This window comes from Pseudomonas alvandae (assembly GCF_019141525.1).
Taxonomy (GTDB): Bacteria; Pseudomonadota; Gammaproteobacteria; order Pseudomonadales; family Pseudomonadaceae; genus Aquipseudomonas; species Aquipseudomonas alvandae.
Genome location: NZ_CP077080.1, coordinates 5806221 through 5832954 on the forward strand (window position 1 = coordinate 5806221; position 26734 = coordinate 5832954).

The following is a 26734-nucleotide window of genomic DNA, read 5'->3' on the forward strand; positions in this document are numbered from 1 at the left end:
GCTCCCACAGGGATTCGCAGAGAGTCTGAGCCCGGGTTCACACAGGTCTCTTGTGGGAGCGGGCTTGCTCGCGAAGAGGCCCGCCTGAACGCCACATGTCTACCGCTCCTGAATAATGCTCAACCGCTCGCCCACCACCATCTCCGTGATCCAGCTCACCAGGATCGAGGTGTAGGCCTGTTGTGACACGGGGTCGCTCAGGGAATGGTCGGCGCCGTCGATGATCCGATGGGTCAACGAGTGGGTCTGCTGGCACGCCGCTCGATAACTCATGATGGTGGCGTGGGGCACATGGTCATCGGTCTCGGACTCCACCAGCAGCACATCGCCCGTGAATTGCGAGCAGGCCTGCAAGGCCCGGTTGGTGTCAGCGTGGACCAGGGTGCTGCGATAATCGAGCAGGTCGGTCTTGTCCAGGTCGCGCTTGGGCGTGTGCCACTGCTCGTCCCGGTAGAGCGCCGGCACCCGCAAGGCCAGCCAGCGCACCGGACGCAACGACGTCAGGATCGAGGCCAGGTAACCGCCGTAGCTGGTGCCGACCACCGCGATCGCCGATGTGTCCAGGCCGGGGTGGGCCAGCAGTCGGTCATAGGCCGCCAGCAAGTCCCGCAGGTTGTCCTCCCGCGTAACCCGTGACAACGGAATTCCCGCGCCCCCCGTGTGCCCGCGCAAGTCGAAGGTCAGGCATACGCAGCCCAGGCCGGCGATGCCCTTCGCCCGTTCAAGATCACGTTCCTGGCTGCCGCCCCAACCGTGCACGAACAACACACCGGGGACCTTTGATTTGGGGCTCAGGAAGGTCCCGTTCATATGCTCATCATCGATGGCAATCTGGATGGTTTCGCTTCTAGCCGTCATAGGATTGAACCGTTACGTATTTGAGTAGGAAGTCACCGTTTTCTGCCTCGCCGCGATAAACCTCCGTCGCGCCGGGGGGCAGCGGCTGATCGGTGTAGGTTTCGACCGAGGACACCCGGACCGCGCGGACCGAAGGATCCTCGACAAACACCTGCAGTGCCGCGAGCTCCGCGCTGCTGGCACCGCCCATACGCCAGGATTGCTCCAGCACGCCGCCGCGAGGCTGGCCACCGGTATCCGTCCCTTGGGCGATGTCGTAATTGCGCCGCGATGCAAAGAACGTCGGAAATGCCTGGTTGGCGGCGTCATCGAACACCTGGGCCAGACGCACCGCCTCGCGCACATCGTCTTGCAGTTCCAGACCGAGCAACTCGATGTAGCCACCTTGGGCCACCAGCAGGTCGGAACCGCCATAGACCTCCTGCCCTTCGTTGTCATGGGTCAGGTGTTGCACGCCGCAGTAGCTCAAGACCCTGCCATTGATGAAGCTTTGGCCGACGCTCTGGGTCTTGATCTCATTGAGGTTCTGCTCCAGCACGATGCCCTCGCTGAACACCGCCTGGGCGTCTGGCGCCGCGACGATTTCATCGAATTGCGCGATGCTTCGGATGACCCGCTGGCCACGTCCGGCGCAAGCATGGATTGGCTTGAAGCGAATCGGTCCGGCGTAAAGCAAATGCTCGGCGGCCTGGCGCGCATCCTTGAGGGAGAACACGCTGACGCCGTCGAGTACAACGCCCCGGGTCAGCTTGGCGAACAGCGGCGACCAACCTTTCGGCGCAACCGCGTCCTTATTCAACAGACCATGGGCGATCGCCTTGGTGCAGATGAAATCGTGGTCGACGTAACCGCCCCAGAGATCATCCGGCCCCTTGACGCCCAGGCGCAATGCAGCCTCCGCGCCGATCAGGGTTTGCGTGGGCAATAGGTACAGATCCCGCCCGACGTGCTGCTGGCTGTCGTAGCTGCCGCCGTATTCCAGGCCAAGGATATTCGCCAACCAGCGCGCCAGCGCCCGATTGGTTTCGACTTCATGGAGCGGCGCCTGGGGATTGACCGAGTGGGTTACTACTAATTTGTCACGATGGATCGACGTCATGCGTTGTCCTTTCAACTGCGCTCAATAGCCGTAGCCATGAGGATTGCAGAGATCAGGCCAACGGCACGGCGGAGGACGAACGGTCGAGGAACCGGGGGTGATGGCGGATGATGTGGCACGGGGCCTGTTTCATTCTGCACGACGAGAAGTGGGGATCCGGCAAATTGCACGACGCCACTGCGGATTTTCTGTGGCGAGGGAGCTTGATCCCGCTGGGCTGCGCAGCAGCCCCTAACGATTAAAATGACACACCGCGGTGTAAGTTCTCTGTGGGGCGCTGCGCACCCAGCGGGAGCAAGCTCCCTCGCCACGGGTCGGTTTCAGCCTTTGGAAGCGCTCGGCGGACTTACCCCAAACCTCGCCCGGTAATCACTCGGCGCCAGCCCGGTGATTTTCTTGAAGGTCGAGCGAAAGGCACCGGGGTCCTGATAGCCCACGGTCCAGGCAATGTGATCGATGGTGCCGTTGGTGAACTCCAGCATTTCCCGGGCCTTGCCGACTCGCAGGTGCTGGCAGTATTCGGTGGGCTTGAGTCCGGTGGCGGCACGGAACCGGCGCAGGAAGGTGCGTTCTTCCAGGCCGGCCTGCTCCGCCATTGCGCCGAGGGAGACATCCACCGCGCCGCTGCGCTGCAGCCAGTGCTGCACCTTGAGGATCGCGCCGTCACCGTGTCCCAGGATCGGCGCGAAATTGCTGCCGCACTGACTCGCGCTGTCGCTGTGCTCGACCACCAGGAATTTCGCCGTGCGCGTGGCGATGCTGGGTCCGAGCAGACGGTCCACCAGCCGCAGCCCGAGCTCCGACCAGGCCATCAGCCCCGCCGTGGTGATCAGGTCACCGTCATCGACGATGGGTTTGTCGGCGTTGAGCTTGATCTTCGGATAACGCGCCGCGAAAGACTTCGCCGACGTCCAGTGGGTCGTGGCGCTACGACCGTCGAGCAAGCCGCTTTCGGCCAGCAGGATCGACCCCACGCAAACCCCGCCCAATACGGTGCCGTCGGCATGCTGCGCCCGCAACCAATCCATCAGGGGCGGCGTGGCGAGCTTTTCATTGAAACCGGCAATGGAGGGCGGGATCAGCAAGGCAATAAGCCTGCTCGGCGCTCCGTCCTCGCTGTCGAACACCCGCAGCGGCACCTCACCGTTCTCCGTGCGCCAATGACTCACTCGCAGCCTCGGCAACTGCGCACTGGCCTGCTCGGTCGCGATCCTGGCCGCGACCGTGAACAGATCGGTCAGGCCGTGCACCGCCGCCAATTGCGCACCGGGATACATCAGCACGCCAAGTTCAGCGAATGCCCTTTCCTGCGCCATTGTCAGTTTTCCCTCGCCTATTGTCGTTACGGCCAATCCTCCCATCGCCGGGCTTGGCCAATACTGGCTTCACCGCAATCAACCGAGGAAGTCCCCATGTCCAAGCAAGCGCTCATCGTAGTCGATATCCAGAACGACTACTTCCCCCAGGGAAAATGGCCATTGGTCGGCGTCGAGGCTGCAGCCGACAACGCCGGCAAAATGATCGAAGCGTTTCGTCAGGCTGCAAACCCGGTGGTGCACGTTCGCCACGAATTCACTTCCGACGAAGCGCCCTTTTTCACGCCAGGCTCCGAAGGCGCGCAATTGCATACCAAGGTGCTCAACCGTGCCGATGAGCCGGTGGTGCTCAAGCATTTCGTCAATTCGTTTCGCGAGACCGAACTGCAGGCGATCCTCGATCAGCAAGGCGTTGAGCAGGTGGTGGTGGTCGGTAGCATGAGCCATATGTGTATCGATGGCATCGTGCGGGCGGCAGCAGACCTGGGCTACGGCGTCACGGTGATTCACGATGCGTGCGCGACTCGCGATCTTGAATTCAACGGCGTGGTCGTCCCGGCCGCACAAGTCCATGCCGCGTTCATGTCGGCGCTGGGGTTTGCCTATGCGAATGTGGTGAGTACCGAGCAGTTCCTGAGCGACAGCCAGGCGCAGGCGCAGTGATAAACAGCGAGCAAAATGACTAGGCGTGCGTGGGCTACTTGCCCTCCCAGATCGGGAGGGCAAGACTTACCAGGGCATCAATGAAGTGGCCTATGCTCCGGAATGTCGACCAGCGTCAACGTGCAGCCACCATGGCCATTGACTCTCAAGGCTCTCCCATCCGCAACCTTCAAGGCCACCCCAAGCTGTTCCCACGCCGGACGAAAATCCCCTGTTTTAGCGATCGTCAAATCAATGAAGTCCGGACCATATTCAACGGTCCATCGGATCACCAGGCAGCCTCCATCTTTCCACTCATGACTGATGCCGTCATCTTCAAATAACACGCCGCTGGAGGTGCCTGAAGGTGCGGGAAAAATCACCAGCTCGCGACGCCGATCAAGGGCGGGATCGTTAAGCTTGTGGCATTCACCGGTCGGTATAGCAGCGCCCCCTCGTACCAACAAGGGCAAACGTTCCAACGGCGCATCCAGGGAAACGTATTGGCCGCCTTCGTACCAGTCACCGGTGTGCCAGTCGCACCAGCCTGTCGCATTCAGGGGTAGCCATACCTCGCGCTCGCGTGCGCCTTGCTCTACGACGCTGGCGACGAGGACGTCCCGGCCAAGAAGGAACTCGTCGTTTTCCTTGAACGTTTGAGGGTCATGCTCGTGGTCGAGAAACGTTGGTCGCAGAATGGGCTCGTCTTCGTGACTGGCTTGCCACAGCAAGGTGTAGAAATAAGGCATCAACCGGTATCTGAGCCTGATCGCGTCACGGACCGCATCGGTGACCGAAGGATGCATCCATGGCTCATTGACCGTGCCATCGTCGTTCCAGGAGTGAATGGTGAAGCGTGGATGCATCACACCGTTCTGGACCCAACGGACAAACAGCTCGGGATCCGGCTTGTTGCCGGAGAACCCACCTACATCGTGGCCCACGTTGTACAACCCCGACAGGCTCATGCCCAGGCCCATGCGAGTGTTGTAGCGAAGTGTTTTCCAGTGGGTCCGGTTGTCACCGCTCCAGGTCTGGACATAGCGCTGCATGCCGGCACACCCTGAACGTGAAATAAGGTAGGGCCGTTCTGATGGTGAAAACCGCTGTTGTGCCTCTAAAGACGCTCTCATCATCAGCAATGCCATGACGGGCCGGATATGTTTGATCGCTATCTCGCGCCCGAAGCCATGACAGCGCGCCTCACCGTCCCACACTTCGAATTCATTGTTATCGTTCCACGTGCATTCAATGCCCAGTTCCAGCAGCTGTGATGTGACATTTGACTGCCACCAACCGACAGCGTCCGGGTTGGTGAAGTCCAGATGAGAGCCTTCGTCGTCCCAGAAGACCGACCGCTCTGGCATGTCCTGTTCAGAGTCACCAATGAACATCTTTTGGTGGGCGACCTCGGCGTAGCGCGGGTGGTCCTGCAGCAGGCATGGCTTTATGTTGGCGATCAGCCTGACGCCGGCATCACGGTAGGCCTGGGCAAGCGCCTTGGGGTCCGGGACCTTTTCACGGTTCCAGTTGAACACATAGCGTTTTTCGCCAATGGAGGTGTACCCGGATGACAGCTGAAAAGAGTCACAGGGAATGTCGTGCTGACGGCACAGATCAAGAAACTCCAGCAACTGTTCCTGGGCATTATCAGCATCGGTATAACGCATGGTTGAGCCGCTGTAGCCCAGGCTCCATTTAGGCAGGAACAAGGTGCGTCCGGTCAGGCGAACGAAAGCCTTCGTCACATCCAGTACGCGGGGGCCTGCAAGTACCCAGTAGTCGAGGTCGCCGGCATCGGCTTTGTACCGACGATAGGGTCGGTGATAGTTATCCAGCTCGTTCCCCAGATCAAACAGGCTGGTGTTCAGGTTGTCATAAAACATCCCGAAGCTGGCGTGCTCCTGATGCGTGATGACAAAGGGAATATGCTTGTACAGCGGGTCGGTGCTCGCAGCGTCATAACCCATTGCATCCAGGTTACGCATTTCAAAACGTTTGCCGGCGCGATTCAAATCGCCGGTTTTTTCGCCGAGCCCGTAATAGCGATGTTCCGGCGCGCGAAGCTGGTAATGCTCCAGGCCTTCACCATGAGCATCAAGCAAATAAGCACCGGTGGGCCGATCCGAGACCAACGGCCTCCAATCCTGGCCATCATGGTATTCCCACTGTAGCCACAGCGGTTGATGCACCGTGATGCGTAGCTTTTTGGTCGTGAGTACCAACCGATCCTGACCTTCTTCGACCCGGTACGTGGGCAAAGAGAAATCCGCCAACGACTCGCGGGCCCGGCCCTCCCAGGCTACGTCCTCCCGGGGCGCAATGCTCCAGGTCCGATCCAGTGCCAACGTGCCAGCCCGCATGAGCAGGACACGCGCCAAACCGTCTTCGAGGATATGGATTCTGAAGAGATGCCGGCCCTCGACCAGGAGCTCGACGTAGCCTTTTTCCTGGGCCTGTAGCGTCCAGACTTTAAGTGACTTCATTGTGCACGCACCGCTTTTGATTTGGACGTTCTGTCCGCGATAAACAAAATCATGAAAAACGCACCTATAAAATCAAAGAGCCCCATCGCAATGAACAATGGGTTGAACCCTATCTTGTCCACGCTGACACCGATGATCAGCGAGAAAAGAAAGCTGGCAATCCAGGCGCATGAACCTCGCATTCCGTTCACCGTTGCCAGCTCATCCCGATCAAACGTTTCGACGACCAGTGCGCTCAACATGCAGGAAATAATCTGGTGGCCAAAACCGCCAAGCGAAATAAGCGCTATCGCAACATAGGGGTCTTTCACCTGGGTCATCACGGCGAGCGAAAACATCAGGAACGCGCCGGTGATTGAACTGGCGACGATCGAGTTCACCCGGGTGCATTTGAAAAAACGATGGTAAGCGCGTGACAGATAACCGCTGGCGATACTGCCCAGATCCGCCGCCAGAAACGGAACCCAGGCAAACAGTACGATTTGCTTGAGGTCCATTCCTCTTTCGTTGGCCAGATACAGCGGCACCCAGAAACTCATGACGGCCCATGCCGGCTCTGCCATGAAGGCAGGAAGCGCGATACCGTAGAATCGCTTGTCCCGGCCGATCTTCTTCAACGCCTTGAAAAAGGGCATTTGCTGGCCGATTTTTTCGCCATCTTGTTGGATATGCAGCAACTCATCAGGCGATAAGCGCGGGTGGATATCAGGGGCGTGGTAGAGCCACGCCCAGACGGCGGCCCAAATCAGGCCGATCCCCCCGGAAATCAGAAATGCGCCCTGCCAGCCCAGGGATACATGGGCCAGATAGATGATGGGAGGCGCGAGCATCGCCCCCAGGGAAAAGCCAACCCCCGCCCAGCCTGCAGCGACAGGTCGTTCCTTTTTCGGAAACCAGTCCCCTATCGCCTTGGCATTGGCCGGTGTGGCCGCGGCCTCCGAAGCGCCCATGAAAAAACGCAGGATCGCCAGATGTACCCAACTCGCAGCCCCGGCATGAAGCAGGCACATCACCGACCATACGACGGCGCATATCACGAAGCCGAGCTTGAGCCCGATCGCATCGATCAGCCAGCCGCAGATGGGCTGGAAAACGGTATAGGCCAGTTGAAACGAGGCGACCACCCACGAGTACTGTTCAGTCGACATGCTGAACGTGGTCTTTAGTTCCGGCGCCAGGATGCCCAGGGAATTGCGGGTTATATAGTTGACGGTGACGCCGAGCAAAAACAGGGACAGCATCCACCAACGCAGATGCGGGATGAATTTTAGCTTGGCCGAAAGTCGAGCATTGCGTTCGATATCGATAGTCATCAATTCTTCGCCTGTCGCCGGATTTTCCGGCGTGTTGTTTTTATTTGAGGCTTGAACGCTATGGCACTGCTCATGGCTCGTACAGAAGCAAGCATGTATGGATTTACATTCCTCTCCAGCGCAGCTCGGCAGAAACCCAAGGACGCTAGGATTGGTGGCCCTTTTCTGCTATGAAAGCCTTTACATAAATTGTCTCAATGGATAAGCCGCGATGGGGAAATTACGCATTGCTGAAATCGCGGCACAGACGGGCCTGTCCATCGCGACGGTGTCGCGAGTGCTTGCTGGCAAATCGAATACCCGTCCGGCCACGAGAGAAAAAGTATTGGCGGCGGCTCGTCAGCAGGGCGTGCTGGAAGACCTCGCCAATGGTCGCTTCCTGCTCAACGGGCTGACCATTTTCGCGCCCTCGCGGGCCTTCAACGTACGCGCTGATATCTTCTATTACAAAGTCATCCAGGGCATCACGCAGGCGGTCGCGCAACATGACGTTCGCGTCCGCTACTGCGAGCTTGAAGAGGTCGACAGCGACGCCTTGTTGTTTCTGGAAAAGATGAACCAGAAGGACACCGGTGCGGCGATCCTGATTGGTATCGATGATCCGCACATACACCAACTGGCGGCCGACCTCAGCAAGCCGACGGTGCTGATCAACTGCATCGATCGCAGCATGCGCCTGCCCTCGATATCGCCCGACCACTTTTTAATCGGTCACTATTCGATAAATTATCTGTTTCAAATGGGGCACCGAAATGTCCTGACGCTCCAGTGCCTCAGGCGGTACACGATGGATCTGCGAATACGTGGAATTCGTGATGCATGGAAGGAGCAAAATCTCGAATTTGTCGAAGCAAAACACCTGATGGTTGCCGAGGGTTTCGGCAGTGCTGAATCTGAGGCGCGGATAGCGACCTTCTTGGAAAACTGCGCACCTGACGACCGACCGACTGCCATTCTGGCCGGGGGTGATTTCATGGCGGCCGGGGCCGTTAAAGCGCTGCAGAATGCTGGCTTGAGGGTTCCCCAGGATGTTTCAGTGATGAGCATGGACGGGTTCAACCTGGCCGACATCAACGACATACCGCTCACCACCCTTCACGTGCCCCGCGATGAATTGGGCGCAGAAGCGATCAGGGTCTTGAGGCAGCAGCTGTTCGAACCGCGATCGCCTTGTGGCAATCTTCTTCTCGGTGGCCAACTCATCACCGGCAGCTCAGTGCGTCGCATCAAGCACAGCGCCAAGCAGACGCCGGTCTATCAGAAGATTATTTATGACTGATTGATTCGCGTTTTTTCACAGAGCGAAAAAAACCCTCCTGGCTTTGCAGCGAAGAGGGTTTTTTATCGAACTTGAAGTGTCAGTGAGTGAGGAGCCTCATCGACTGATACCACTGAATCCTAGAACGGAATATCGTCGTCAAAGCTGTCGAAATCCGGAGCCGGCTGCGGCGCGGCTTGCTGCGGGGCCGGGCGCTCGCGTTGTGGCTGTGGCGCCGACTGCGGACGAGGGGCTTGCTGGCGCGGAGCCGACTGCTGGTAGTTGTTGCCACCCTGCTGCTGGTCGCCTTGCGGACGGCCACCGAGCAATTGCATGGTGCCTTGCATGTCGACCACGATTTCGGTGGTGTAGCGCTTGATACCGTCCTTTTCCCACTCGCGGGTCTGCAGCTTGCCTTCGATGTAGACCTGCGAACCCTTGCGCAGGTATTCGCCGGCAATCTCAGCCACTTTGCCGAACATCGACACGCGGTGCCACTCGGTCTTCTCGACCTTCTGGCCGGTTTGCTTGTCGGTCCATTGTTCGCTGGTCGCCAGGCTCAGGTTGGTCACGGCGTTGCCGTTAGGCAGGTAGCGAACTTCTGGATCCTGGCCGCAAGTACCGACCAATATGACTTTGTTAACCCCACGGGCCATAACGTTCTCCTAGGCTTCGCACGCTGCCGGGGCCGGGTTGTTCACCAGGCGCTCGAGCGTCGCACGATCCAATAATTCGGTGTCCAGTTTGATATACACGGCCGCCTCGTCGGCGACCACCACTGCATCGGTTACTCCCACGACGGCCCTGAGGCGCTCGGCCAGGCCTGCTTCGCGGATGGCTTCGGGCGACAACGGCAAGCGCAGGCTCGTCACATACGGAGGTTCGCGCATGGTAACAGCAAAGGCCAACCAAAGTGCAGCCAGCGCGGCACATCCCAGGAACACAACCGACAAACCGCCATGCTGGAACAACCAGCCGCCGAGGATGCCGCCCAGTGCCGAACCCAGGAACTGGCTGGTGGAATAAACCCCCATCGCCGTGCCCTTGCCGCCCGCCGGAGAAACCTTGCTGATTAACGACGGCAGTGACGCCTCGAGCAGGTTGAACGCAGTGAAGAACACTACCGTGCCGATCACCAAGGCCCGCAGGCTGTCGCCGAACTGCCAGAAGAATAGCTCAGTGAGCATGAGCGTCACGACGGCGCCGAGTAAAACTCGTTTCATTTTGCGTCGCTTCTCGCCATAGATGATGAACGGGATCATGGCGAAAAACGAAATCAGCAATGCCGTCAGGTAGACCCACCAGTGCTGCTCCTTGGGCAGGCCGGCCTTTTCCACCAGCGCCAGCGGCAGGGCCACGAAGCTGGACATCAGCATGGCGTGGAGTACGAAGATGCCCAGGTCCAGGCGCAGCAGGTCGGGATGCTTGAGTGTCGGCACCAGCGCCTGGCGGGCGACTCCGGATTCGCGATGCTGCAACGGCCCGGTGGAACGCGGCACGATGAACGCAACGATCAGCACACCCACCAGCGCCATGGCCCCGGTGGCGAGGAACAGGCCCGACAAACCGAAAGCCCGCGTCAACAACGGTCCTACAACCATGGCGACAGCGAACGACAGACCAATCGTCATGCCGATCATCGCCATGGCTTTTGTCCGGTGCTGTTCGCGGGTCAGGTCTGACAGCAATGCCATGACAGCGGCGGAAATAGCACCCGCGCCTTGCAGGATCCGTCCGGCGATCACGCCCCAGATCGAGTCCGCGTTCGCCGCCAACACGCTGCCGAGGGCGAACACGATAAGCCCCAGGTAAATGACGGGACGTCGACCGATACGGTCGGAAATGATCCCGAAAGGGATCTGGAAAATCGCCTGGGTCAGGCCGTAGGCGCCGATCGCCAGCCCAATGAGGGCCGGGGTCGCGCCCGCCAGGTCCATGCCATAGGTCGCCAGTACCGGCAACACCATGAACATGCCCAGCATGCGAAAGGCGAACACCAGGGCCAGACCGCTTGCCGCGCGGGTCTCGCCGCTACTCATGCGTTCGCTGTGGGGATCGTGCATGGAAAAACCTCGTGTGAACCGGCGGGGATTCTACCAGTCCCATCGATTGAGGGGGTATATGGCGACCGTTTGCCGCGCAGTCTTCATGTATGGCACTTGATAGTGTGTATCCATCCAGTATTTACCCGTATACTCCTACGTTTTCGACGCCCGCCGAGCGAGGCCACTTTTGGACAAGATCCTGATTCGTGGGGCCCGTACCCACAACCTGAAGAACATCGACCTGACCCTGCCACGGGACAAGCTGATCGTCATCACCGGCCTGTCCGGATCCGGCAAATCATCGCTGGCTTTCGACACCTTGTACGCCGAAGGCCAGCGACGCTATGTCGAATCGCTGTCGGCCTACGCCCGGCAGTTCCTGTCGATGATGGAAAAACCCGACGTCGACACCATCGAAGGCCTGTCGCCGGCGATCTCCATCGAACAGAAGTCGACCTCCCACAACCCCCGTTCGACGGTCGGCACGATCACCGAGATCTACGACTACCTTCGCCTGCTCTATGCGCGCGTCGGTGTTCCCCGCTGCCCCGATCATGACATTCCGCTGGAAGCCCAGACCGTCAGCCAGATGGTCGACCTCGTGCTGGCCCAGCCCGAAGGCAGCAAGCTGATGCTCCTGGCGCCGGTCATCCGCGAGCGCAAGGGCGAGCACCTGATGGTCTTCGAAGAGCTGCGCGCCCAGGGGTTCGTTCGTGCGCGGGTCAACGGCAAATTGTGCGAGCTCGACGAGCTGCCGAAGCTGGATAAACAGAAGAAGCATTCCATTGATGTGGTGGTTGACCGCTTCAAGGTCCGCGCCGATCTCCAGCAACGCCTGGCCGAGTCCTTCGAGACCGCGTTGAAGCTGGCCGACGGCATCGCCCTGGTGGCGCCGATGGACGACGAGCCTGGCGAGGAGATGATCTTTTCCGCGCGCTTCGCCTGCCCGATCTGCGGCCATGCGATCAGCGAACTGGAGCCCAAGCTGTTCTCCTTCAACAACCCGGCTGGCGCCTGCCCGACCTGCGACGGCCTGGGGGTCAAGCAGTTCTTCGACACCAAGCGCCTGGTCAATGGCGAACTGACCCTGGCCGAAGGCGCGATTCGTGGCTGGGACAGGCGCAACGTCTACTACTTCCAGATGCTTGGGTCGCTGGCAGCCCACTACAAGTTCAGCCTGGACAAGCCGTTCAGCGAGCTGCCCGCCGACCAGCAGAAATTCATCCTGCACGGCAGCGGCTCGCAGAATGTCGACTTCAAATACCTGAACGACCGTGGCGATATCGTCAAGCGCTCGCATCCGTTCGAAGGCATCGTGCCGAACCTGGAGCGGCGCTATCGCGAAACCGAATCGGCCAGCGTGCGCGAAGAACTGGCCAAGTTCCTCAGCACCCAGCCCTGCCCCGATTGCCGCGGCACCCGCTTGCGTCGAGAAGCGCGACATGTGTGGGTCGGCGAGAAGACGCTGCCGGCGGTGACCAACCTGCCGATTGGCGATGCCACCGATTATTTCGGCGGCTTGAAACTCACCGGTCGTCGTGGCGAAATCGCCGACAAGATCCTCAAGGAAATCCGCGAGCGCCTGCAATTCCTGGTGAATGTCGGGCTGGATTACCTGACCCTCGATCGCAGCGCAGACACCTTGTCCGGCGGCGAAGCCCAGCGTATCCGCCTTGCCAGCCAGATCGGCGCCGGCCTGGTGGGTGTCATGTACATCCTCGACGAACCGTCCATTGGCCTCCACCAGCGGGATAACGACCGCCTGCTCGGAACCCTGAAGCACCTGCGGGATATCGGCAACACGGTCATCGTCGTAGAGCATGACGAAGACGCGATTCGCCTGGCGGACTACGTGGTGGACATCGGCCCGGGCGCGGGCGTCCACGGTGGGCACATTGTCGCCCAAGGCACTGCCGCCGAAGTCATGGCGCACCCCGACTCGCTGACCGGCAAATACCTGTCGGGCCGGGTGAAGATCAAGGTTCCGGCCAAGCGCACGCCACGCAACAAGAAACTGTCGCTGACCCTCAAGGGTGCCCGCGGCAACAACCTGCGCAACGTCGACCTGGAGATCCCGATTGGCCTGCTCACGTGTGTCACCGGCGTGTCAGGTTCCGGCAAGTCGACGCTGATCAACAACACGCTGTTCCCGCTCAGTGCCACCGCCCTGAACGGCGCCACGACCCTGGAAGCCGCCGCTCACGACAGCATCAAGGGCCTGGAGCATCTGGACAAGGTCGTCGACATCGACCAAAGCCCGATCGGTCGTACGCCGCGCTCCAACCCGGCGACCTACACCGGGCTGTTCACCCCGATCCGCGAACTGTTCGCCGGCGTACCGGAGTCCCGCTCACGGGGTTACGGCCCGGGGCGTTTCTCGTTCAACGTCAAGGGTGGGCGCTGCGAGGCCTGCCAGGGCGATGGCCTGATCAAGGTGGAAATGCACTTCCTGCCTGACATCTACGTGCCATGCGACGTGTGCAAGAGCAAGCGTTACAACCGCGAGACCCTGGAGATCAAGTACAAGGGCAAGAACATCCACGAGACCCTGGAGATGACCATAGAAGAGGCCCGGGTGTTCTTCGACGCGGTACCGGCTTTGGCGCGCAAACTCCAGACGTTGATGGATGTAGGGCTGTCGTACATCAAGCTCGGGCAGTCGGCAACGACCTTGTCCGGCGGCGAGGCGCAGCGGGTCAAGCTGTCGCGCGAGCTGTCCAAGCGCGATACCGGCAAGACGCTGTATATCCTCGATGAGCCGACCACCGGTTTGCACTTCGCCGATATCCAGCAGTTGCTTGATGTACTGCATCGTCTTCGCGATCACGGCAACACCGTGGTGGTCATTGAACACAACCTGGACGTGATCAAGACCGCTGACTGGCTGGTGGACCTGGGCCCGGAAGGCGGTTCCAAGGGCGGCCAGATCATTGCCGTAGGGACGCCGGAGCAGGTGGCGGAAATGAAGCAGTCCCACACCGGGTATTACCTCAAGCCACTGCTGGAGCGTGATCGGGACTGATTCTCCCTGGCACAAAAAAGCCCCTGTCATCTCATCGATGGCAGGGGCTTTTTGTTCGTTTCCTGTAGGAGCGAGCTTGTTCCTACAATGACCACATCAGAACTGCGACTGCAGGTAATTTTCCAATCCGATCAGCTTGATCAGGCCCAACTGCTTCTCCAGCCAGTAGGTATGATCTTCTTCGGTATCGTTGAGCTGGATACGCAGGATCTCGCGGGTCACGTAGTCGTTGTGCTGCTCGCATAACTCAATGCCTTTGCACAGCGCGGCGCGAACCTTGTATTCCAGGCGAAGGTCGGCGGCGAGCATGTCGGGCACGGTGGTCCCGACGTCTAGGTCGTCCGGGCGCATGCGCGGCGTGCCTTCGAGCATAAGGATCCTGCGCATCAACGCATCAGCGTGCTGTGCCTCTTCTTCCATCTCATGGTTGATACGTTCGTAGAGCTCGGTAAAACCCCAATCCTCGTACATCCGCGAATGGATGAAATATTGATCACGGGCTGCCAGCTCGCCGGTCAGCAACGTGTTGAGGTAATCGATTACGTCTGGGTGACCTTGCATCGCCCTACATCTCCACAAGCTTTGAAAGGCTCTAGTTTGAACCAAGCAGACTGCAAGGTCACTCGTCTAGCGCAACAAAAGTGAAGAAAATCCAAGAAAAGCAGGTTAAATAACGCAAAAACCGCCCTAATGAGGGCGGTTCTGCTTCTCGTTTAGACTTAGTTAAGCTGTACGCCCAGCGCCTTTGCGATACCTTCTCCGTAAGCAGCGTCTGCCTTGAAGAAATGCTGCAGTTGGCGATCAACCACATCCGCCGAAACGCCACCCATCGCGCCAGCAACGTTGCTGATCAGCAGCGCTTTCTGCTCGTCGCTCATCAAGCGGAACAGCGCGCCAGCGTGGCTGTAGTAGTCAGTGTCTTCGCGGTGATCATAACGATCCGCCGCACCGCTGAGGGCCAATGCCGGCTCCGCATAATGCGGTGCCTGCTTCGGCGCTTCGACATGGCTGTTAGGCTCGTAGTTGGGAGCCGCGCCACCATTGCTGCCGAACGCCATCGCGCCGTCACGCTGGTAGGTATTGACCGGGCTGCGCGGCGCATTCACCGGCAATTGCTGGTGATTGGTACCCACGCGGTAGCGGTGTGCATCGGCGTAGGCAAATACGCGGCCCTGCAGCATGCGATCAGGCGAAAGACCCACACCCGGCACCATGTTGCTCGGCCCGAATGCCGCTTGCTCCACCTCGGCAAAGTAGTTCAGCGGATTGCGATTGAGTTCGAGCTCACCGACTTCGATCAGCGGGAATTCCTTCTGTGACCAGGTCTTGGTCACATCGAACGGGTTCTCGTAATGACCCGCAGCCTGAGCCTCGGTCATGATCTGGATGCAGACGCTCCATTTCGGGAAATCACCGCGCTCGATCGCATTGAACAAATCGCGCTGGGCATAATCCGGGTCGGTACCCGCCAGGCGAGCGGCCTCGGCCGGTGCCAGGTTCTTGATCCCCTGCTTGGTCTTGTAGTGCCATTTCACCCAGTGACGCTCACCTTGGGCATTGATCAGGCTATAGGTATGACTGCCGAAGCCGTGCATGTGGCGGTAGCCGTCAGGAATGCCGCGATCAGAGAACAGGATGGTGATCTGGTGCAGCGCCTCTGGAGAGTGCGACCAAAAATCCCACATCATCTGCGCGCTTTTGAGATTGCTTTGCGGCAAGCGTTTTTGCGTGTGGATGAAGTCCGGAAATTTCAGCGGATCGCGGATGAAGAATACAGGCGTGTTGTTGCCAACGATGTCCCAGTTGCCTTCTTCTGTGTAGAACTTCAAGGCGAAACCGCGTGGATCGCGCTCGGTGTCAGCGGAGCCGCGCTCACCGCCAACGGTGGAGAAGCGAAGGAAAGTCGGCGTCTGCTTGCCCACCGAATCGAACAGCTTCGCGCTGGTGTATTGGGTGATATCACGGGTTACGGTGAAGGTGCCGTATGCACCTGACCCTTTCGCGTGCACGCGGCGTTCGGGAATGTTTTCGCGGTTGAAATGAGCAAGCTTCTCGATCAGGTGGAAATCATCGAGCAGCAGCGGGCCACGTGGGCCGGCGGAGCGAGAGTTCTGGTTATCGGCGACAGGAGCGCCGCTGGCGGTCGTAAGCGTTTTTATCTGGCTCATGCTCAGTTCTTCCTAGGTCGGTCTTCGGACTGCCGGCTAATCGGCTGGAGAGGAGTATTGATCAACAATGTGACGCCCACAAATTTATTAAATTGTGCGCACCAATAGAAAATCCCTACCAACAACCCCAACAGCAATAGTGGCGCCTTGGCCCTATGGAAGCTTGTACGAATAAGCTGTTTTTCTTACGCGCACAAAAAACCGGGCACTAGGCCCGGTTCTTCGTTGCAGACTGTCGTCTTACTCGGCGCTTACAGCTTCGCCGGCAGTAGCACGATCAACCAACTCGACGTACGCCATAGGCGCGTTGTCGCCAGCGCGGAAACCGCACTTGAGGATGCGCAGGTAGCCACCCTCACGGGTAGCGTAACGCTTGCCCAGGTCGTTGAAGAGCTTACCAACGATAGCTTTCGAACGAGTACGGTCGAAAGCCAGGCGGCGGTTAGCCAGGCTGTCTGTCTTGGCCAGAGTGATCAGCGGCTCGGCAACGCGGCGCAGTTCTTTGGCTTTCGGCAGTGTAGTTTTGATCAGCTCGTGCTCGAACAGCGACACCGCCATGTTTTGAAACATGGCCTTGCGGTGCGAGCTGGTGCGGCTCAGGTGACGACCACTTTTACGATGACGCATGGTTCATTCCTTACCAAACACAACGTTCGGTGATTACGACGATCAGGCAGTCGCCTTGTCGTCCTTCTTAAGACTTGCAGGCGGCCAGTTGTCGAGGCGCATGCCGAGGGACAGACCGCGGGAGGCCAGAACGTCCTTGATTTCAGTCAAGGATTTCTTGCCAAGGTTCGGAGTCTTCAACAGCTCTACTTCGGTACGCTGAATCAGGTCGCCGATGTAGTAGATGTTTTCCGCCTTAAGGCAGTTAGCCGAACGTACAGTCAGTTCCAGATCGTCAACCGGGCGAAGCAGGATCGGATCGATCTCGTCTTCCTGCTCGACAACCACTGGCTCACTGTCACCTTTGAGGTCGACGAACGCAGCCAACTGCTGTTGCAGGATGGTTGCTGCACGACGGATAGCCTCTTCAGGATCCAGGGTACCGTTGGTTTCCAGATCAATAACCAGCTTGTCCAGGTTGGTACGCTGTTCGACACGGGCGTTTTCCACCACGTATGCGATACGGCGAACCGGGCTGAACGAAGAGTCAAGCTGCAAGCGACCGATGCTGCGGCTTTCGTCTTCATCGCTCTGACGCGAGTCTGCCGGTTCATAACCACGACCACGAGCTACGGTGAGCTTCATGTTCAGGGCGCCGTTAGACGCCAGGTTAGCGATTACGTGATCGGGGTTAACGATCTCGACATCATGATCCAGCTGAATATCGGCAGCGGTAACCACCCCCGAACCCTTCTTCGACAAGGTCAGCGTAACTTCGTCACGACCGTGCAGCTTGATAGCCAGACCTTTAAGGTTCAACAGGATTTCAATTACGTCTTCCTGTACACCTTCGATGGCGCTGTACTCGTGGAGCACACCGTCAATCTCGGCCTCGACTACTGCACAGCCGGGCATTGAGGACAACAGGATGCGGCGCAGCGCGTTGCCCAGGGTGTGGCCGAAACCACGCTCGAGAGGCTCGAGTGTGATCTTGGCGCGGGTTGGACTGACAACCTGCACATCAATATGGCGGGGTGTCAGGAACTCATTTACCGAAATCTGCATGGATGCACCTATTTTCTAGCCCTTACTTGGAGTAGAGCTCGACAATCAGGCTTTCGTTGATGTCGGCGGACAGATCACTGCGAGCAGGAACGTTCTTGAAAACGCCCGACTTCTTCTCAGTGTCTACTTCTACCCATTCTACGCGGCCACGTTGGGCACACAGATCGAGAGCTTGGACAATGCGAAGTTGGTTCTTTGCTTTCTCGCGAACAGCAACCACGTCACCAGCACGAACCTGGTAGGACGGAACGTTTACGGTCTGGCCGTTAACGCTGATCGACTTGTGCGATACCAGCTGACGGGATTCGGCACGAGTAGAACCGAAACCCATACGGTATACAACGTTGTCCAGGCGGCATTCGAGCAGTTGCAACAGGTTTTCGCCGGTTGCGCCTTTCTTGCCAGCAGCTTCTTTGTAGTAGCCGCTGAATTGACGCTCGAGAACGCCGTAGATACGACGGACCTTCTGCTTTTCACGCAGTTGGGTGCCGTAGTCGGACTGGCGACCGCGGCGTTGGCCGTGGATACCAGGTGCTGCTTCAATGTTGCACTTCGATTCGATCGCGCGCACGCCGCTCTTCAGGAAGAGATCGGTGCCTTCGCGACGAGCGAGTTTGCATTTTGGACCAATGTAACGAGCCATTCTTTACAATCTCCTGGATTACACGCGGCGCTTCTTCGGCGGACGGCACCCGTTGTGCGGGATTGGCGTCACGTCGGTGATGCTGGCGATCTTGTAGCCACAGCCGTTCAAAGCGCGGACTGCGGATTCACGACCTGGACCTGGACCTTTGACGTTGACGTCGAGGTTTTTCAGGCCGTATTCCAGCGCAGCTTGACCAGCACGCTCAGCAGCTACTTGAGCAGCGAACGGGGTGGACTTGCGGGAACCGCGGAAACCCGAACCACCGGAGGTAGCCCAGGAAAGAGCGTTACCTTGACGGTCGGTAATGGTCACGATGGTGTTGTTAAAAGAAGCATGGATGTGGGCGATGCCATCAACCACTGTCTTTTTAACTTTTTTACGAGGACGAGCAGCAGGTTTTGCCATGATTAAATTCCTGTCGATTCGCTGGGGCGATTACTTGCGGATCGGCTTACGCGGACCTTTACGGGTACGCGCGTTGGTCTTGGTACGCTGACCGCGTACTGGCAGACCACGACGATGACGCAGACCGCGATAGCAACCGAGGTCCATCAAGCGCTTGATTTTCATGTTGATTTCGCGACGCAGGTCACCTTCAGTGGTGAACTTCGCCACTTCGCCACGCAGCTGTTCAATTTGCTCGTCGCTCAGATCCTTGATCTTTGCCGCTGGGTTAACCCCAGTCACTGCACAAATTTTCTGTGCAGTAGTGCGACCAACACCATAGATGTAGGTCAGCGAGATAACAGTATGCTTGTTATCTGGAATGTTGACGCCTGCAATACGGGCCATTCAGTGGGACTCCAATTGACAGCTACCTACGCCCCGGAAGCCAAGAAATAGGGCGCGAGATAATATCGCTGTAATAACAAATAATCAACCCGGCAGCGCACTAGCTGCCGGGCTTAAAGCACAATCACACTCAGCCTTGGCGCTGTTTGTGACGCGGTTCCGCGCTGCAAATTACCCGAACAACACCTTCGCGGCGAATAATCTTGCAGTTACGGCACAGCTTTTTCACCGATGCACGAACTTTCATCACCAACTCCTCGAACCTTATGGACGCTACTCAGCGCAACATGCCGCTGCCGTAGCCCTTCAGGTTGGCTTTCTTCATCAGGGATTCGTACTGGTGCGAAACGAGGTGCGATTGTACTTGGGACATGAAGTCCATCACAACCACGACCACGATCAGCAACGAGGTCCCGCCAAGGTAGAACGGTACGTTTGCCGCAACCACCAGGAACTGGGGAAGCAGGCAGACGGCCGTCATGTAAAGAGCACCGAACATGGTCAAGCGAGTCAGAACGCCATCAATGTAGCGCGCAGACTGCTCACCAGGACGGATGCCCGGAATAAAGGCACCGGACTTCTTCAGGTTTTCCGCTACGTCTTTCGGATTGAACATCAACGCCGTATAGAAGAAGCAGAAGAAAATAATCCCTGCACTAAACAGCAGAATATTCAACGGCTGACCAGGAGCGATCGACTGCGAGATGTCCTGCAACCAGCCCATACCTTCAGACTGGCCGAACCAGGCACCCAACGAAGCCGGGAACAGCAGGATGCTGCTCGCGAAAATGGCCGGGATAACGCCGGCCATGTTCACCTTCAACGGCAAGTGGCTGGTCTGCGCAGCAAACACCTTGCGGCCCTGCTGACGCTTGGCGTAGTGAACAGCAATACGACGCTGGCCACGCTCAATGAACACCACGAAACCGATAATCGCTACTGCCAGCAAACCGATGGCAACCAAGGCAAAAATGTTGATATCGCCCTGACGCGCAGACTCGAAAGACTGCCCGATTGCTCTCGGAAGACCGGCGACGATACCTGCGAAAATCAACATCGAGATACCGTTGCCAACACCACGCTCAGTAATCTGCTCACCCAGCCACATCATGAACATTGCGCCCGCCACAAACGTGGTTACCGCAACGAAATGGAAGCTAAAGTCACCAGTGAACGATACGCCCTGCCCAGCCAGGCCAATGGACATGCCAATGGCTTGAACGAGAGCGAGGACGACAGTGCCGTAGCGGGTGTACTGGCTGATCTTGCGACGGCCAGCTTCACCTTCCTTCTTCAACTGCTCCAGCTGCGGGCTGACGGCGGTCATCAACTGCATGATGATCGATGCCGAGATGTACGGCATGATCCCCAATGCAAAAATGCTCATCCGTTCCAGCGCGCCGCCGGAAAACATGTTGAACAAGCTAAGAATGGTCCCCTCATTCTGTCGAAACAGGTCCGCGAGTCGGTCCGGGTTGATACCTGGAACCGGGATGTGTGCGCCTATTCGGTAGACGATAATCGCCAGGAACAGAAAACGCAGACGAGCCCAGAGTTCAGACATACCGCCTTTGCCGAGCGCAGAGAGAGCACCTTGCTTAGCCATTTATTCCTCGAACTTGCCGCCAGCTGCTTCGATAGCCGCACGCGCACCTTTGGTGGCGCCGATTCCCTTTCCGATGGTGACAGCACGAGCAACTTCGCCCGACAGCATGATTTTCACACGCTGTACGTTCTGGTTGATCACGTTGGCATCCTTCAGGGACTGCACGGTGACGATGTCGCCGTCCACTTTGGCCAGTTCGGACAGACGCACTTCTGCGCGGTCCATGGCTTTCAGGGAAACGAAACCGAACTTCGGCAGGCGACGATGCAGCGGCTGTTGACCGCCTTCAAAGCCTGGAGCAATAGTGCCACCGGAGCGGGAGGTCTGACCTTTGTGGCCACGGCCACCGGTCTTGCCCAAACCACTACCGATACCACGGCCCGGACGATGCTTTTCGCGACGGGAACCCGGCGCTGGACTCAGATCATTGAGTTTCATCGATTAACCCTCGACACGCAGCATGTAGTAAGCCTTGTTGATCATCCCGCGATTCTCGGGAGTATCCAGGACTTCTACAGTGTGACCGATGCGACGCAGACCCAGACCCTTAACGCACAGTTTGTGGTTAGGGATGCGGCCGGTCATGCTTTTGATCAGCGTAACTTTTACGGTAGCCATGATCAGAAGATCTCCTTGACGCTTTTGCCACGCTTGGCGGCAATGGATTCAGGAGACTGCATTGCTTTCAAACCCTTGAAAGTGGCGTGAACCACGTTTACAGGGTTAGTCGAGCCGTAGCACTTGGCCAGAACGTTCTGAACGCCAGCAACTTCGAGGACAGCACGCATAGCGCCGCCAGCGATGATACCGGTACCTTCAGAAGCAGGCTGCATGTACACCTTCGAAGCGCCATGGGCGGACTTCATTGCGTACTGCAGAGTGGTGCCGTTCAGATCAACCTGGATCATGTTGCGGCGAGCAGCTTCCATTGCCTTCTGGATCGCAGCAGGCACTTCACGCGACTTGCCACGGCCGAAGCCAACACGGCCCTTACCATCACCCACCACGGTCAACGCGGTGAAAGTGAAGATACGGCCGCCTTTAACGGTTTTGGCTACGCGGTTAACTTGAACCAGCTTCTCGATGTAGCCTTCGTCGCGCTTTTGGTCGTTATTTGACATAACTTAGAACTCCAGCCCAGCTTCACGAGCAGCATCAGCCAGCGCCTTGACGCGGCCGTGGTACTTGAAGCCAGAGCGGTCGAAAGCCACCTGCGAGACGCCAGCGGCTTTAGCACGCGTAGCGACCAGCTGGCCAACCTTAGTGGCCGCGTCGATGTTGCCAGTGGCACCATCACGCAGTTCTTTATCCAAAGTCGAGGCACTTGCCAGGACTTTGTTGCCGTCGGCCGAAATGACCTGGGCGTAGATGTGCTGCGACGAGCGGAACACGCAGAGACGCACGACTTCGAGTTCGTGCATTTTCAGGCGTGCTTTGCGAGCGCGACGCAGTCGAGTAACTTTTTTGTCGGTCATTTGCTATGCCCTACTTCTTCTTGGCTTCTTTACGACGGACGACTTCGTCCGCGTAGCGCACACCCTTGCCTTTGTACGGCTCTGGTGGACGGAAGTCGCGGATCTCGGCGGCCACTTGACCTACCAGCTGCTTGTCGATGCCCTTGATCAGGATATCGGTCTGGCTAGGAGTCTCAGCGGTGATGCCTTCCGGCAGTTCATAATCCACTGGGTGCGAGAAGCCAAGAGCCAGGTTCAGCACTGTGCCTTTTGCTTGCGCTTTGTAACCAACACCGACCAGCTGGAGCTTGCGCTCGAAGCCTTGGCTTACGCCTTGGACCATGTTGTTTACCAACGCACGAGTGGTACCAGCCATTGCGCGAGTCTGTTGATCGCCATTGCGAGCAGCGAAACGCAGCTCACCAGCTTCTTCAACGATCTCAACGGACGAATGGATGTTCAGTTGCAGAGTGCCCTTGGCACCCTTCACCGAAAGCTGTTGGCCTGCGAATTTGACTTCGACACCGGCTGGCAGCTTAACGGGGTTCTTAGCGACGCGTGACATGCTTATCCCCCCTTAGAACACAGTGCAAAGAACTTCGCCGCCGACACCGGCAGCGCGCGCAGCACGATCCGTCATCACACCTTTGTTGGTGGAGACGATAGACACGCCCAGGCCGCCACGAACTTTCGGCAGATCCTCAACGGACTTGTACTGACGCAGGCCAGGACGGCTAACGCGCTTCACTTCCTCGATGACCGGACGGCCTTCGAAGTACTTCAGCTCGATGGACAGCAGAGGCTTGATTTCGCTGCTGATCTGATAACCCGCAATGTAACCTTCGTCCTTCAGGACTTTGGCAACAGCTACCTTCAAAGTAGAAGATGGCATGCTTACGACGGACTTTTCAGCCATCTGGGCATTACGGATACGAGTTAGCATGTCCGCTAACGGGTCCTGCATACTCATGGGCTAGACGCTCCTAATACACAAAAAATTAGCCTTTCGGCTAGTACGTGTCGCCGAGCGCATCCGCGCAATAAAAACACGGGCTCAGGCGAGCCGGGTATTCTAGACACACCCCAGAAATGAATCAAGCCCCAAAAGGGGCTTGATTCAAGTTCAAGGCCACCGATGGTCAGGATCTTGCGACCCCGAACATCGTGACTTTGACAGTGCTTACCAGCTGGCTTTAACCAGACCTGGAACGTCACCACGCATAGCAGCTTGACGCAGCATGTTACGGCCGAGGCCGAACTTGCGGTACACGCCGTGCGGACGACCAGTCAGGCGGCAGCGGTTACGCATGCGCGAAGCGCTCGCGTCACGTGGCTGCTTCTGCAGTGCTACGGTAGCTTCCCAACGCGCTTCTGGACTTGCGTTCAGATCAACGATGATAGCTTTCAGCGCTGCACGCTTGGTGGCGTACTTGGCAACGGTGAGCTGACGCTTCAGCTCACGGTTCTTCATGCTCTTCTTGGCCATTGTCCTACTCCAATCAGTTGCGGAACGGGAATTTGAAAGCACGCAGCAATGCGCGACCTTCTTCATCCGTCCGAGCAGTGGTGGTCAGGGTAATGTCCAGACCGCGGAGAGCATCGATCTTGTCGTAATCGATTTCCGGGAAAATGATCTGCTCTTTTACGCCCATGCTGTAGTTGCCACGACCATCGAAGGACTTGGCATTCAGGCCGCGGAAGTCGCGAACCCGAGGCAGGGAGATCGACAGCAGACGATCCAGGAACTCGTACATACGCTCACGGCGCAGGGTCACCTTGACGCCGATCGGCCAACCTTCACGGACTTTAAAGCCAGCGATGGATTTCCGAGCGTAGGTCACGACGACTTTCTGGCCGGTGATCTTTTCCAGGTCAGCAACAGCGTGCTCGATGACTTTTTTGTCGCCGATCGCTTCGCCCAGACCCATGTTCAGGGTGATTTTGGTAACGCGCGGAACTTCCATCACGTTCGAAAGCTTAAGTTCTTCCTTAAGTTTCGGTGCGATTTCCTTCCGGTAAATCTCTTTTAGTCGTGCCATGGTCTTCTACCTAGCAGTGTTCAAGCATCAACCGCTTTTTGGGTCGACTTGAAGACACGAATTTTCTTACCGTCTTCTACTTTGAAACCAACGCGGTCAGCCTTGTTGGTTTCGCCGTTGAAAATGGCGACGTTGGAAGCGTGCAGTGGCGCTTCTTTCTCGACGATACCGCCCTGTACGCCCGACATCGGGTTAGGCTTGGTATGACGCTTGACCAGGTTCAGACCACCAACAACCAGACGGTTGTCAGCAAGAACCTTCAGCACCTTACCGCGCTTACCCTTGTCTTTGCCGGCGATCACGATGATCTCGTCGTCACGACGAATCTTTTGCATGTCGGATCTCCTTACAGCACTTCTGGGGCGAGCGAGACGATCTTCATGAACTTCTCAGTACGAAGTTCACGGGTCACTGGCCCAAAGATACGGGTGCCGATTGGCTCTTGCTTGTTGTTCAACAGAACAGCAGCGTTGCCATCAAAGCGGATGATGGAGCCGTCAGCACGACGAACACCGTGGCGAGTGCGGACTACAACAGCAGTCATCACTTGACCTTTCTTCACCTTACCGCGAGGAATTGCTTCCTTGACGGTAACTTTGATGATGTCACCGATACCAGCGTAACGACGATGGGAGCCACCCAGCACCTTGATGCACATAACGCGGCGAGCGCCGCTGTTATCGGCCACATCGAGCATGGATTGAGTCTGAATCATATAATTTCTCCGACCCCTAGCCCTTAGACTTCCACAGCGCGTTCGAGAACATCAACCAGCGCCCAAGATTTGGTCTTGGCCATCGGACGAGTTTCACGAATAGTGACCTTGTCGCCGATGTGGCACTGATTGGTTTCGTCGTGCGCGTGCAGCTTAGTCGAACGCTTAACGTATTTACCGTAGATCGGGTGCTTAACGCGACGCTCGATCAGAACGGTGATGGTTTTGTCCATCTTGTCGCTGACAACACGGCCAGTCAGCGTACGGACAGTTTTTTCGGCTTCAGCCATGATCACTTACCTGCCTGCTGGTTGAGCACAGTTTTCACGCGAGCGATGTCACGCTTAACTTGCGAGAGCAGATGAGACTGCCCCAACTGGCCAGTTGCTTTCTGCATGCGCAGATTGAACTGGTCGCGCAGCAGGCCGAGCAGTTGCTCGTTCAGCTGCTGTGCGGATTTTTCACGAAGTTCATTCGCTTTCATCACATCACCGTCCGTTTAACAAAGGAGGTGGCGAGCGGCAGCTTTGCAGCAGCCAGGGCGAAAGCCTCACGCGCCAGCTCTTCAGAAACACCCTCGATTTCATACAGGACTTTGCCTGGCTGAATCTGGGCAACCCAGTACTCCACGTTACCCTTACCTTTACCCATCCGAACTTCGAGTGGCTTCTTGGTGACAGGCTTGTCCGGGAATACACGGATCCAGATCTTGCCGCCACGTTTTACGTGACGGGTCAGAGCACGACGCGCTGACTCGATCTGACGAGCGGTGAGACGACCACGAGCAACAGACTTCAGCGCGAACTCGCCGAAGCTGACTTTGCTACCGCGCAATGCCAGGCCACGGTTGTGACCGGTCATCTGCTTGCGGAACTTCGTACGCTTTGGTTGCAACATTTGGCGTACCCCTTACTTAGCAGCTTTTTTACGAGGCGCTGGTGCTTGTGGCTTCAGTTCTTCTTGGCGACCACCAATTACTTCGCCTTTGAAGATCCAAACCTTTACACCGATCACACCGTAGGTGGTGTGAGCTTCGTAGTTGGCATAGTCGATGTCGGCACGCAGGGTGTGCAGTGGCACACGACCTTCGCGATACCATTCAGTACGTGCGATTTCAGCACCGCCGAGACGACCGCTCACTTGGATTTTGATGCCTTTGGCACCAATGCGCATTGCGTTCTGTACAGCGCGCTTCATAGCGCGACGGAACATTACACGACGCTCCAGCTGCTGAGCTACGCTCTGCGCAACCAGCATACCGTCGAGTTCCGGCTTGCGGATCTCTTCGATATTGATGTGCACAGGCACACCCATTTGCTTGGTCAGGTCCTGACGCAGTTTCTCAACATCTTCACCTTTCTTCCCGATAACGATACCTGGGCGAGCGGTGTGGATGGTGATACGTGCAGTCTGAGCCGGACGATGGATATCGATACGGCTGACGGACGCGCTTTTTAGTTTGTCTTGGAGATACTCACGCACCTTCAGATCAGCGAACAAGTAGTCCGCATAAGTCCGACCGTCTGCGTACCAGACGGAGGTGTGCTCCTTGACGATTCCCAGGCGAATGCCAATGGGATGTACTTTCTGACCCATCTCTTCGA

At 57.7% G+C, this 26734-nt stretch carries 33 protein-coding genes; 3 read left to right on the forward strand and 30 right to left on the reverse strand.

Going from position 1 to position 26734, the window contains the following annotated elements; all coding sequences use genetic code 11:
• Window positions 1–99: 99 nt before the first annotated feature.
• The 3 genes from KSS97_RS25925 to KSS97_RS25935 form a co-directional block, all read right to left on the reverse strand.
• Entirely contained in the window at window positions 100–858 is a 759-nt protein-coding gene (locus KSS97_RS25925) for an alpha/beta hydrolase family protein (RefSeq protein WP_030140481.1), read from the reverse strand.
• Window positions 848–1957: a DUF3182 family protein gene (locus tag KSS97_RS25930; RefSeq protein WP_217860460.1), complete on the reverse strand. Its 1110-nt coding sequence runs from the start codon at window positions 1955–1957 to the stop codon at window positions 848–850. The genes KSS97_RS25925 and KSS97_RS25930 overlap by 11 nt, the downstream gene beginning before the upstream one ends.
• A 320-nt stretch (window positions 1958–2277) precedes the next feature.
• On the reverse strand, window positions 2278–3273 hold the full coding sequence (locus tag KSS97_RS25935; protein ID WP_217860461.1) for a GlxA family transcriptional regulator: 996 nt from the start codon (window positions 3271–3273) through the stop codon (window positions 2278–2280).
• 96 nt (window positions 3274–3369) lie between these two features.
• Between KSS97_RS25935 and KSS97_RS25940 the strand changes: the two genes are divergently transcribed.
• Window positions 3370–3936 carry a cysteine hydrolase family protein gene (locus KSS97_RS25940; protein ID WP_217860462.1) on the forward strand — a complete coding sequence of 189 codons (567 nt, stop codon included), beginning with the start codon at window positions 3370–3372 and terminating at the stop codon, window positions 3934–3936.
• 77 nt (window positions 3937–4013) lie between these two features.
• Here the strand turns inward: KSS97_RS25940 and KSS97_RS25945 are convergent, their stop codons facing one another.
• Entirely contained in the window at window positions 4014–6401 is a 2388-nt protein-coding gene (locus KSS97_RS25945) for a glycoside hydrolase family 31 protein (protein WP_217860463.1), read from the reverse strand.
• A complete protein-coding gene (locus KSS97_RS25950) occupies window positions 6398–7714 on the reverse strand; it encodes an MFS transporter (RefSeq protein WP_217860464.1) in 1317 nt (438 codons plus the stop codon). Before KSS97_RS25950 ends, KSS97_RS25945 begins: the two co-directional genes overlap by 4 nt.
• 211 nt (window positions 7715–7925) lie before the next feature.
• On the opposite strand from KSS97_RS25950, the gene KSS97_RS25955 reads away from it, so the two are divergent.
• A complete protein-coding gene (locus KSS97_RS25955) occupies window positions 7926–8993 on the forward strand; it encodes a LacI family DNA-binding transcriptional regulator (protein ID WP_030140487.1) in 1068 nt (355 codons plus the stop codon).
• 119 nt (window positions 8994–9112) lie between these two features.
• Here the strand turns inward: KSS97_RS25955 and KSS97_RS25960 are convergent, their stop codons facing one another.
• Together KSS97_RS25960 and KSS97_RS25965 are read right to left on the reverse strand one after the other, a co-directional pair.
• Entirely contained in the window at window positions 9113–9628 is a 516-nt protein-coding gene (locus KSS97_RS25960) for a single-stranded DNA-binding protein (protein WP_024778338.1), read from the reverse strand.
• Window positions 9629–9637: 9 nt separating this feature from the next.
• A complete protein-coding gene (locus KSS97_RS25965; RefSeq protein WP_181288443.1) occupies window positions 9638–11035 on the reverse strand; it encodes an MFS transporter in 1398 nt (465 codons plus the stop codon).
• 169 nt (window positions 11036–11204) lie between these two features.
• Here KSS97_RS25965 and uvrA point away from each other — a divergent pair, with 169 nt between their 5' ends.
• Window positions 11205–14039 carry an excinuclease ABC subunit UvrA gene (gene uvrA, locus KSS97_RS25970; RefSeq protein ID WP_030140489.1) on the forward strand — a complete coding sequence of 945 codons (2835 nt, stop codon included), beginning with the start codon at window positions 11205–11207 and terminating at the stop codon, window positions 14037–14039.
• A gap of 96 nt (window positions 14040–14135) precedes the next feature.
• On the opposite strand, the gene bfr is transcribed toward uvrA, so the two are convergent.
• The 23 genes from bfr to rpsC all read right to left on the reverse strand — a co-directional run bounded on the left by bfr (window position 14136) and on the right by rpsC (window position 26726).
• Window positions 14136–14600, reverse strand: a complete 465-nt coding sequence (bfr, locus tag KSS97_RS25975; RefSeq protein WP_003186005.1) for a bacterioferritin — start codon at window positions 14598–14600, stop codon at window positions 14136–14138.
• A gap of 158 nt (window positions 14601–14758) precedes the next feature.
• The gene (locus tag KSS97_RS25980; RefSeq protein ID WP_217860465.1) at window positions 14759–16207 is read right to left on the reverse strand and encodes a catalase; all 1449 of its coding nucleotides are present in this window, start codon (window positions 16205–16207) and stop codon (window positions 14759–14761) included.
• Window positions 16208–16447: 240 nt separating this feature from the next.
• Complete coding sequence (rplQ, locus tag KSS97_RS25985) at window positions 16448–16834, reverse strand: 50S ribosomal protein L17 (protein ID WP_003176402.1); 387 nt, start codon at window positions 16832–16834, stop codon at window positions 16448–16450.
• Window positions 16835–16876: 42 nt separating this feature from the next.
• On the reverse strand, window positions 16877–17878 hold the full coding sequence (locus KSS97_RS25990; protein ID WP_003186012.1) for a DNA-directed RNA polymerase subunit alpha: 1002 nt from the start codon (window positions 17876–17878) through the stop codon (window positions 16877–16879).
• 22 nt (window positions 17879–17900) lie between these two features.
• Window positions 17901–18521 (reverse strand): 30S ribosomal protein S4, encoded by a 621-nt coding sequence (gene rpsD / locus KSS97_RS25995; RefSeq protein WP_003176404.1) that lies wholly within the window; start codon window positions 18519–18521, stop codon window positions 17901–17903.
• A gap of 18 nt (window positions 18522–18539) precedes the next feature.
• Window positions 18540–18929: a 30S ribosomal protein S11 gene (rpsK, locus tag KSS97_RS26000; RefSeq protein ID WP_002555466.1), complete on the reverse strand. Its 390-nt coding sequence runs from the start codon at window positions 18927–18929 to the stop codon at window positions 18540–18542.
• 30 nt (window positions 18930–18959) lie between these two features.
• Complete coding sequence (rpsM, locus tag KSS97_RS26005; RefSeq protein WP_003186020.1) at window positions 18960–19316, reverse strand: 30S ribosomal protein S13; 357 nt, start codon at window positions 19314–19316, stop codon at window positions 18960–18962.
• A gap of 130 nt (window positions 19317–19446) precedes the next feature.
• Window positions 19447–19563, reverse strand: a complete 117-nt coding sequence (gene rpmJ / locus KSS97_RS26010) for a 50S ribosomal protein L36 (protein WP_002555468.1) — start codon at window positions 19561–19563, stop codon at window positions 19447–19449.
• A gap of 30 nt (window positions 19564–19593) precedes the next feature.
• On the reverse strand, window positions 19594–20922 hold the full coding sequence (gene secY, locus KSS97_RS26015; protein ID WP_030140491.1) for a preprotein translocase subunit SecY: 1329 nt from the start codon (window positions 20920–20922) through the stop codon (window positions 19594–19596).
• A complete protein-coding gene (gene rplO / locus KSS97_RS26020; protein ID WP_003186032.1) occupies window positions 20923–21360 on the reverse strand; it encodes a 50S ribosomal protein L15 in 438 nt (145 codons plus the stop codon).
• 3 nt (window positions 21361–21363) lie between these two features.
• Window positions 21364–21540: a 50S ribosomal protein L30 gene (gene rpmD / locus KSS97_RS26025; protein ID WP_003186033.1), complete on the reverse strand. Its 177-nt coding sequence runs from the start codon at window positions 21538–21540 to the stop codon at window positions 21364–21366.
• 2 nt (window positions 21541–21542) lie between these two features.
• Window positions 21543–22043, reverse strand: coding sequence for a 30S ribosomal protein S5 (gene rpsE / locus KSS97_RS26030; protein WP_003186035.1), 501 nt, complete (start codon window positions 22041–22043; stop codon window positions 21543–21545).
• A gap of 3 nt (window positions 22044–22046) precedes the next feature.
• Window positions 22047–22397 carry a 50S ribosomal protein L18 gene (gene rplR, locus KSS97_RS26035; protein WP_003186037.1) on the reverse strand — a complete coding sequence of 117 codons (351 nt, stop codon included), beginning with the start codon at window positions 22395–22397 and terminating at the stop codon, window positions 22047–22049.
• A 10-nt stretch (window positions 22398–22407) separates the two neighbouring features.
• On the reverse strand, window positions 22408–22941 hold the full coding sequence (rplF, locus tag KSS97_RS26040) for a 50S ribosomal protein L6 (protein WP_003186039.1): 534 nt from the start codon (window positions 22939–22941) through the stop codon (window positions 22408–22410).
• Between the two features lie 12 nt (window positions 22942–22953).
• Complete coding sequence (rpsH, locus tag KSS97_RS26045) at window positions 22954–23346, reverse strand: 30S ribosomal protein S8 (protein WP_017848802.1); 393 nt, start codon at window positions 23344–23346, stop codon at window positions 22954–22956.
• A 210-nt stretch (window positions 23347–23556) separates the two neighbouring features.
• Window positions 23557–23862 carry a 30S ribosomal protein S14 gene (rpsN, locus tag KSS97_RS26050; RefSeq protein ID WP_003186042.1) on the reverse strand — a complete coding sequence of 102 codons (306 nt, stop codon included), beginning with the start codon at window positions 23860–23862 and terminating at the stop codon, window positions 23557–23559.
• 13 nt (window positions 23863–23875) lie between these two features.
• Entirely contained in the window at window positions 23876–24415 is a 540-nt protein-coding gene (gene rplE / locus KSS97_RS26055; RefSeq protein WP_030140492.1) for a 50S ribosomal protein L5, read from the reverse strand.
• A 20-nt stretch (window positions 24416–24435) separates the two neighbouring features.
• Entirely contained in the window at window positions 24436–24750 is a 315-nt protein-coding gene (gene rplX, locus KSS97_RS26060; protein ID WP_003186046.1) for a 50S ribosomal protein L24, read from the reverse strand.
• Between the two features lie 11 nt (window positions 24751–24761).
• Window positions 24762–25130, reverse strand: coding sequence for a 50S ribosomal protein L14 (rplN, locus tag KSS97_RS26065; RefSeq protein ID WP_002555479.1), 369 nt, complete (start codon window positions 25128–25130; stop codon window positions 24762–24764).
• Window positions 25131–25153: 23 nt separating this feature from the next.
• Complete coding sequence (gene rpsQ, locus KSS97_RS26070; protein WP_003194644.1) at window positions 25154–25420, reverse strand: 30S ribosomal protein S17; 267 nt, start codon at window positions 25418–25420, stop codon at window positions 25154–25156.
• A 2-nt stretch (window positions 25421–25422) separates the two neighbouring features.
• Window positions 25423–25614 carry a 50S ribosomal protein L29 gene (rpmC, locus tag KSS97_RS26075; RefSeq protein WP_002555481.1) on the reverse strand — a complete coding sequence of 64 codons (192 nt, stop codon included), beginning with the start codon at window positions 25612–25614 and terminating at the stop codon, window positions 25423–25425.
• Window positions 25614–26027 (reverse strand): 50S ribosomal protein L16, encoded by a 414-nt coding sequence (gene rplP, locus KSS97_RS26080; protein ID WP_003186052.1) that lies wholly within the window; start codon window positions 26025–26027, stop codon window positions 25614–25616. Before rplP ends, rpmC begins: the two co-directional genes overlap by 1 nt.
• 12 nt (window positions 26028–26039) lie before the next feature.
• Window positions 26040–26726 carry a 30S ribosomal protein S3 gene (gene rpsC, locus KSS97_RS26085; RefSeq protein ID WP_003176422.1) on the reverse strand — a complete coding sequence of 229 codons (687 nt, stop codon included), beginning with the start codon at window positions 26724–26726 and terminating at the stop codon, window positions 26040–26042.
• Window positions 26727–26734: the final 8 nt, after the last annotated feature.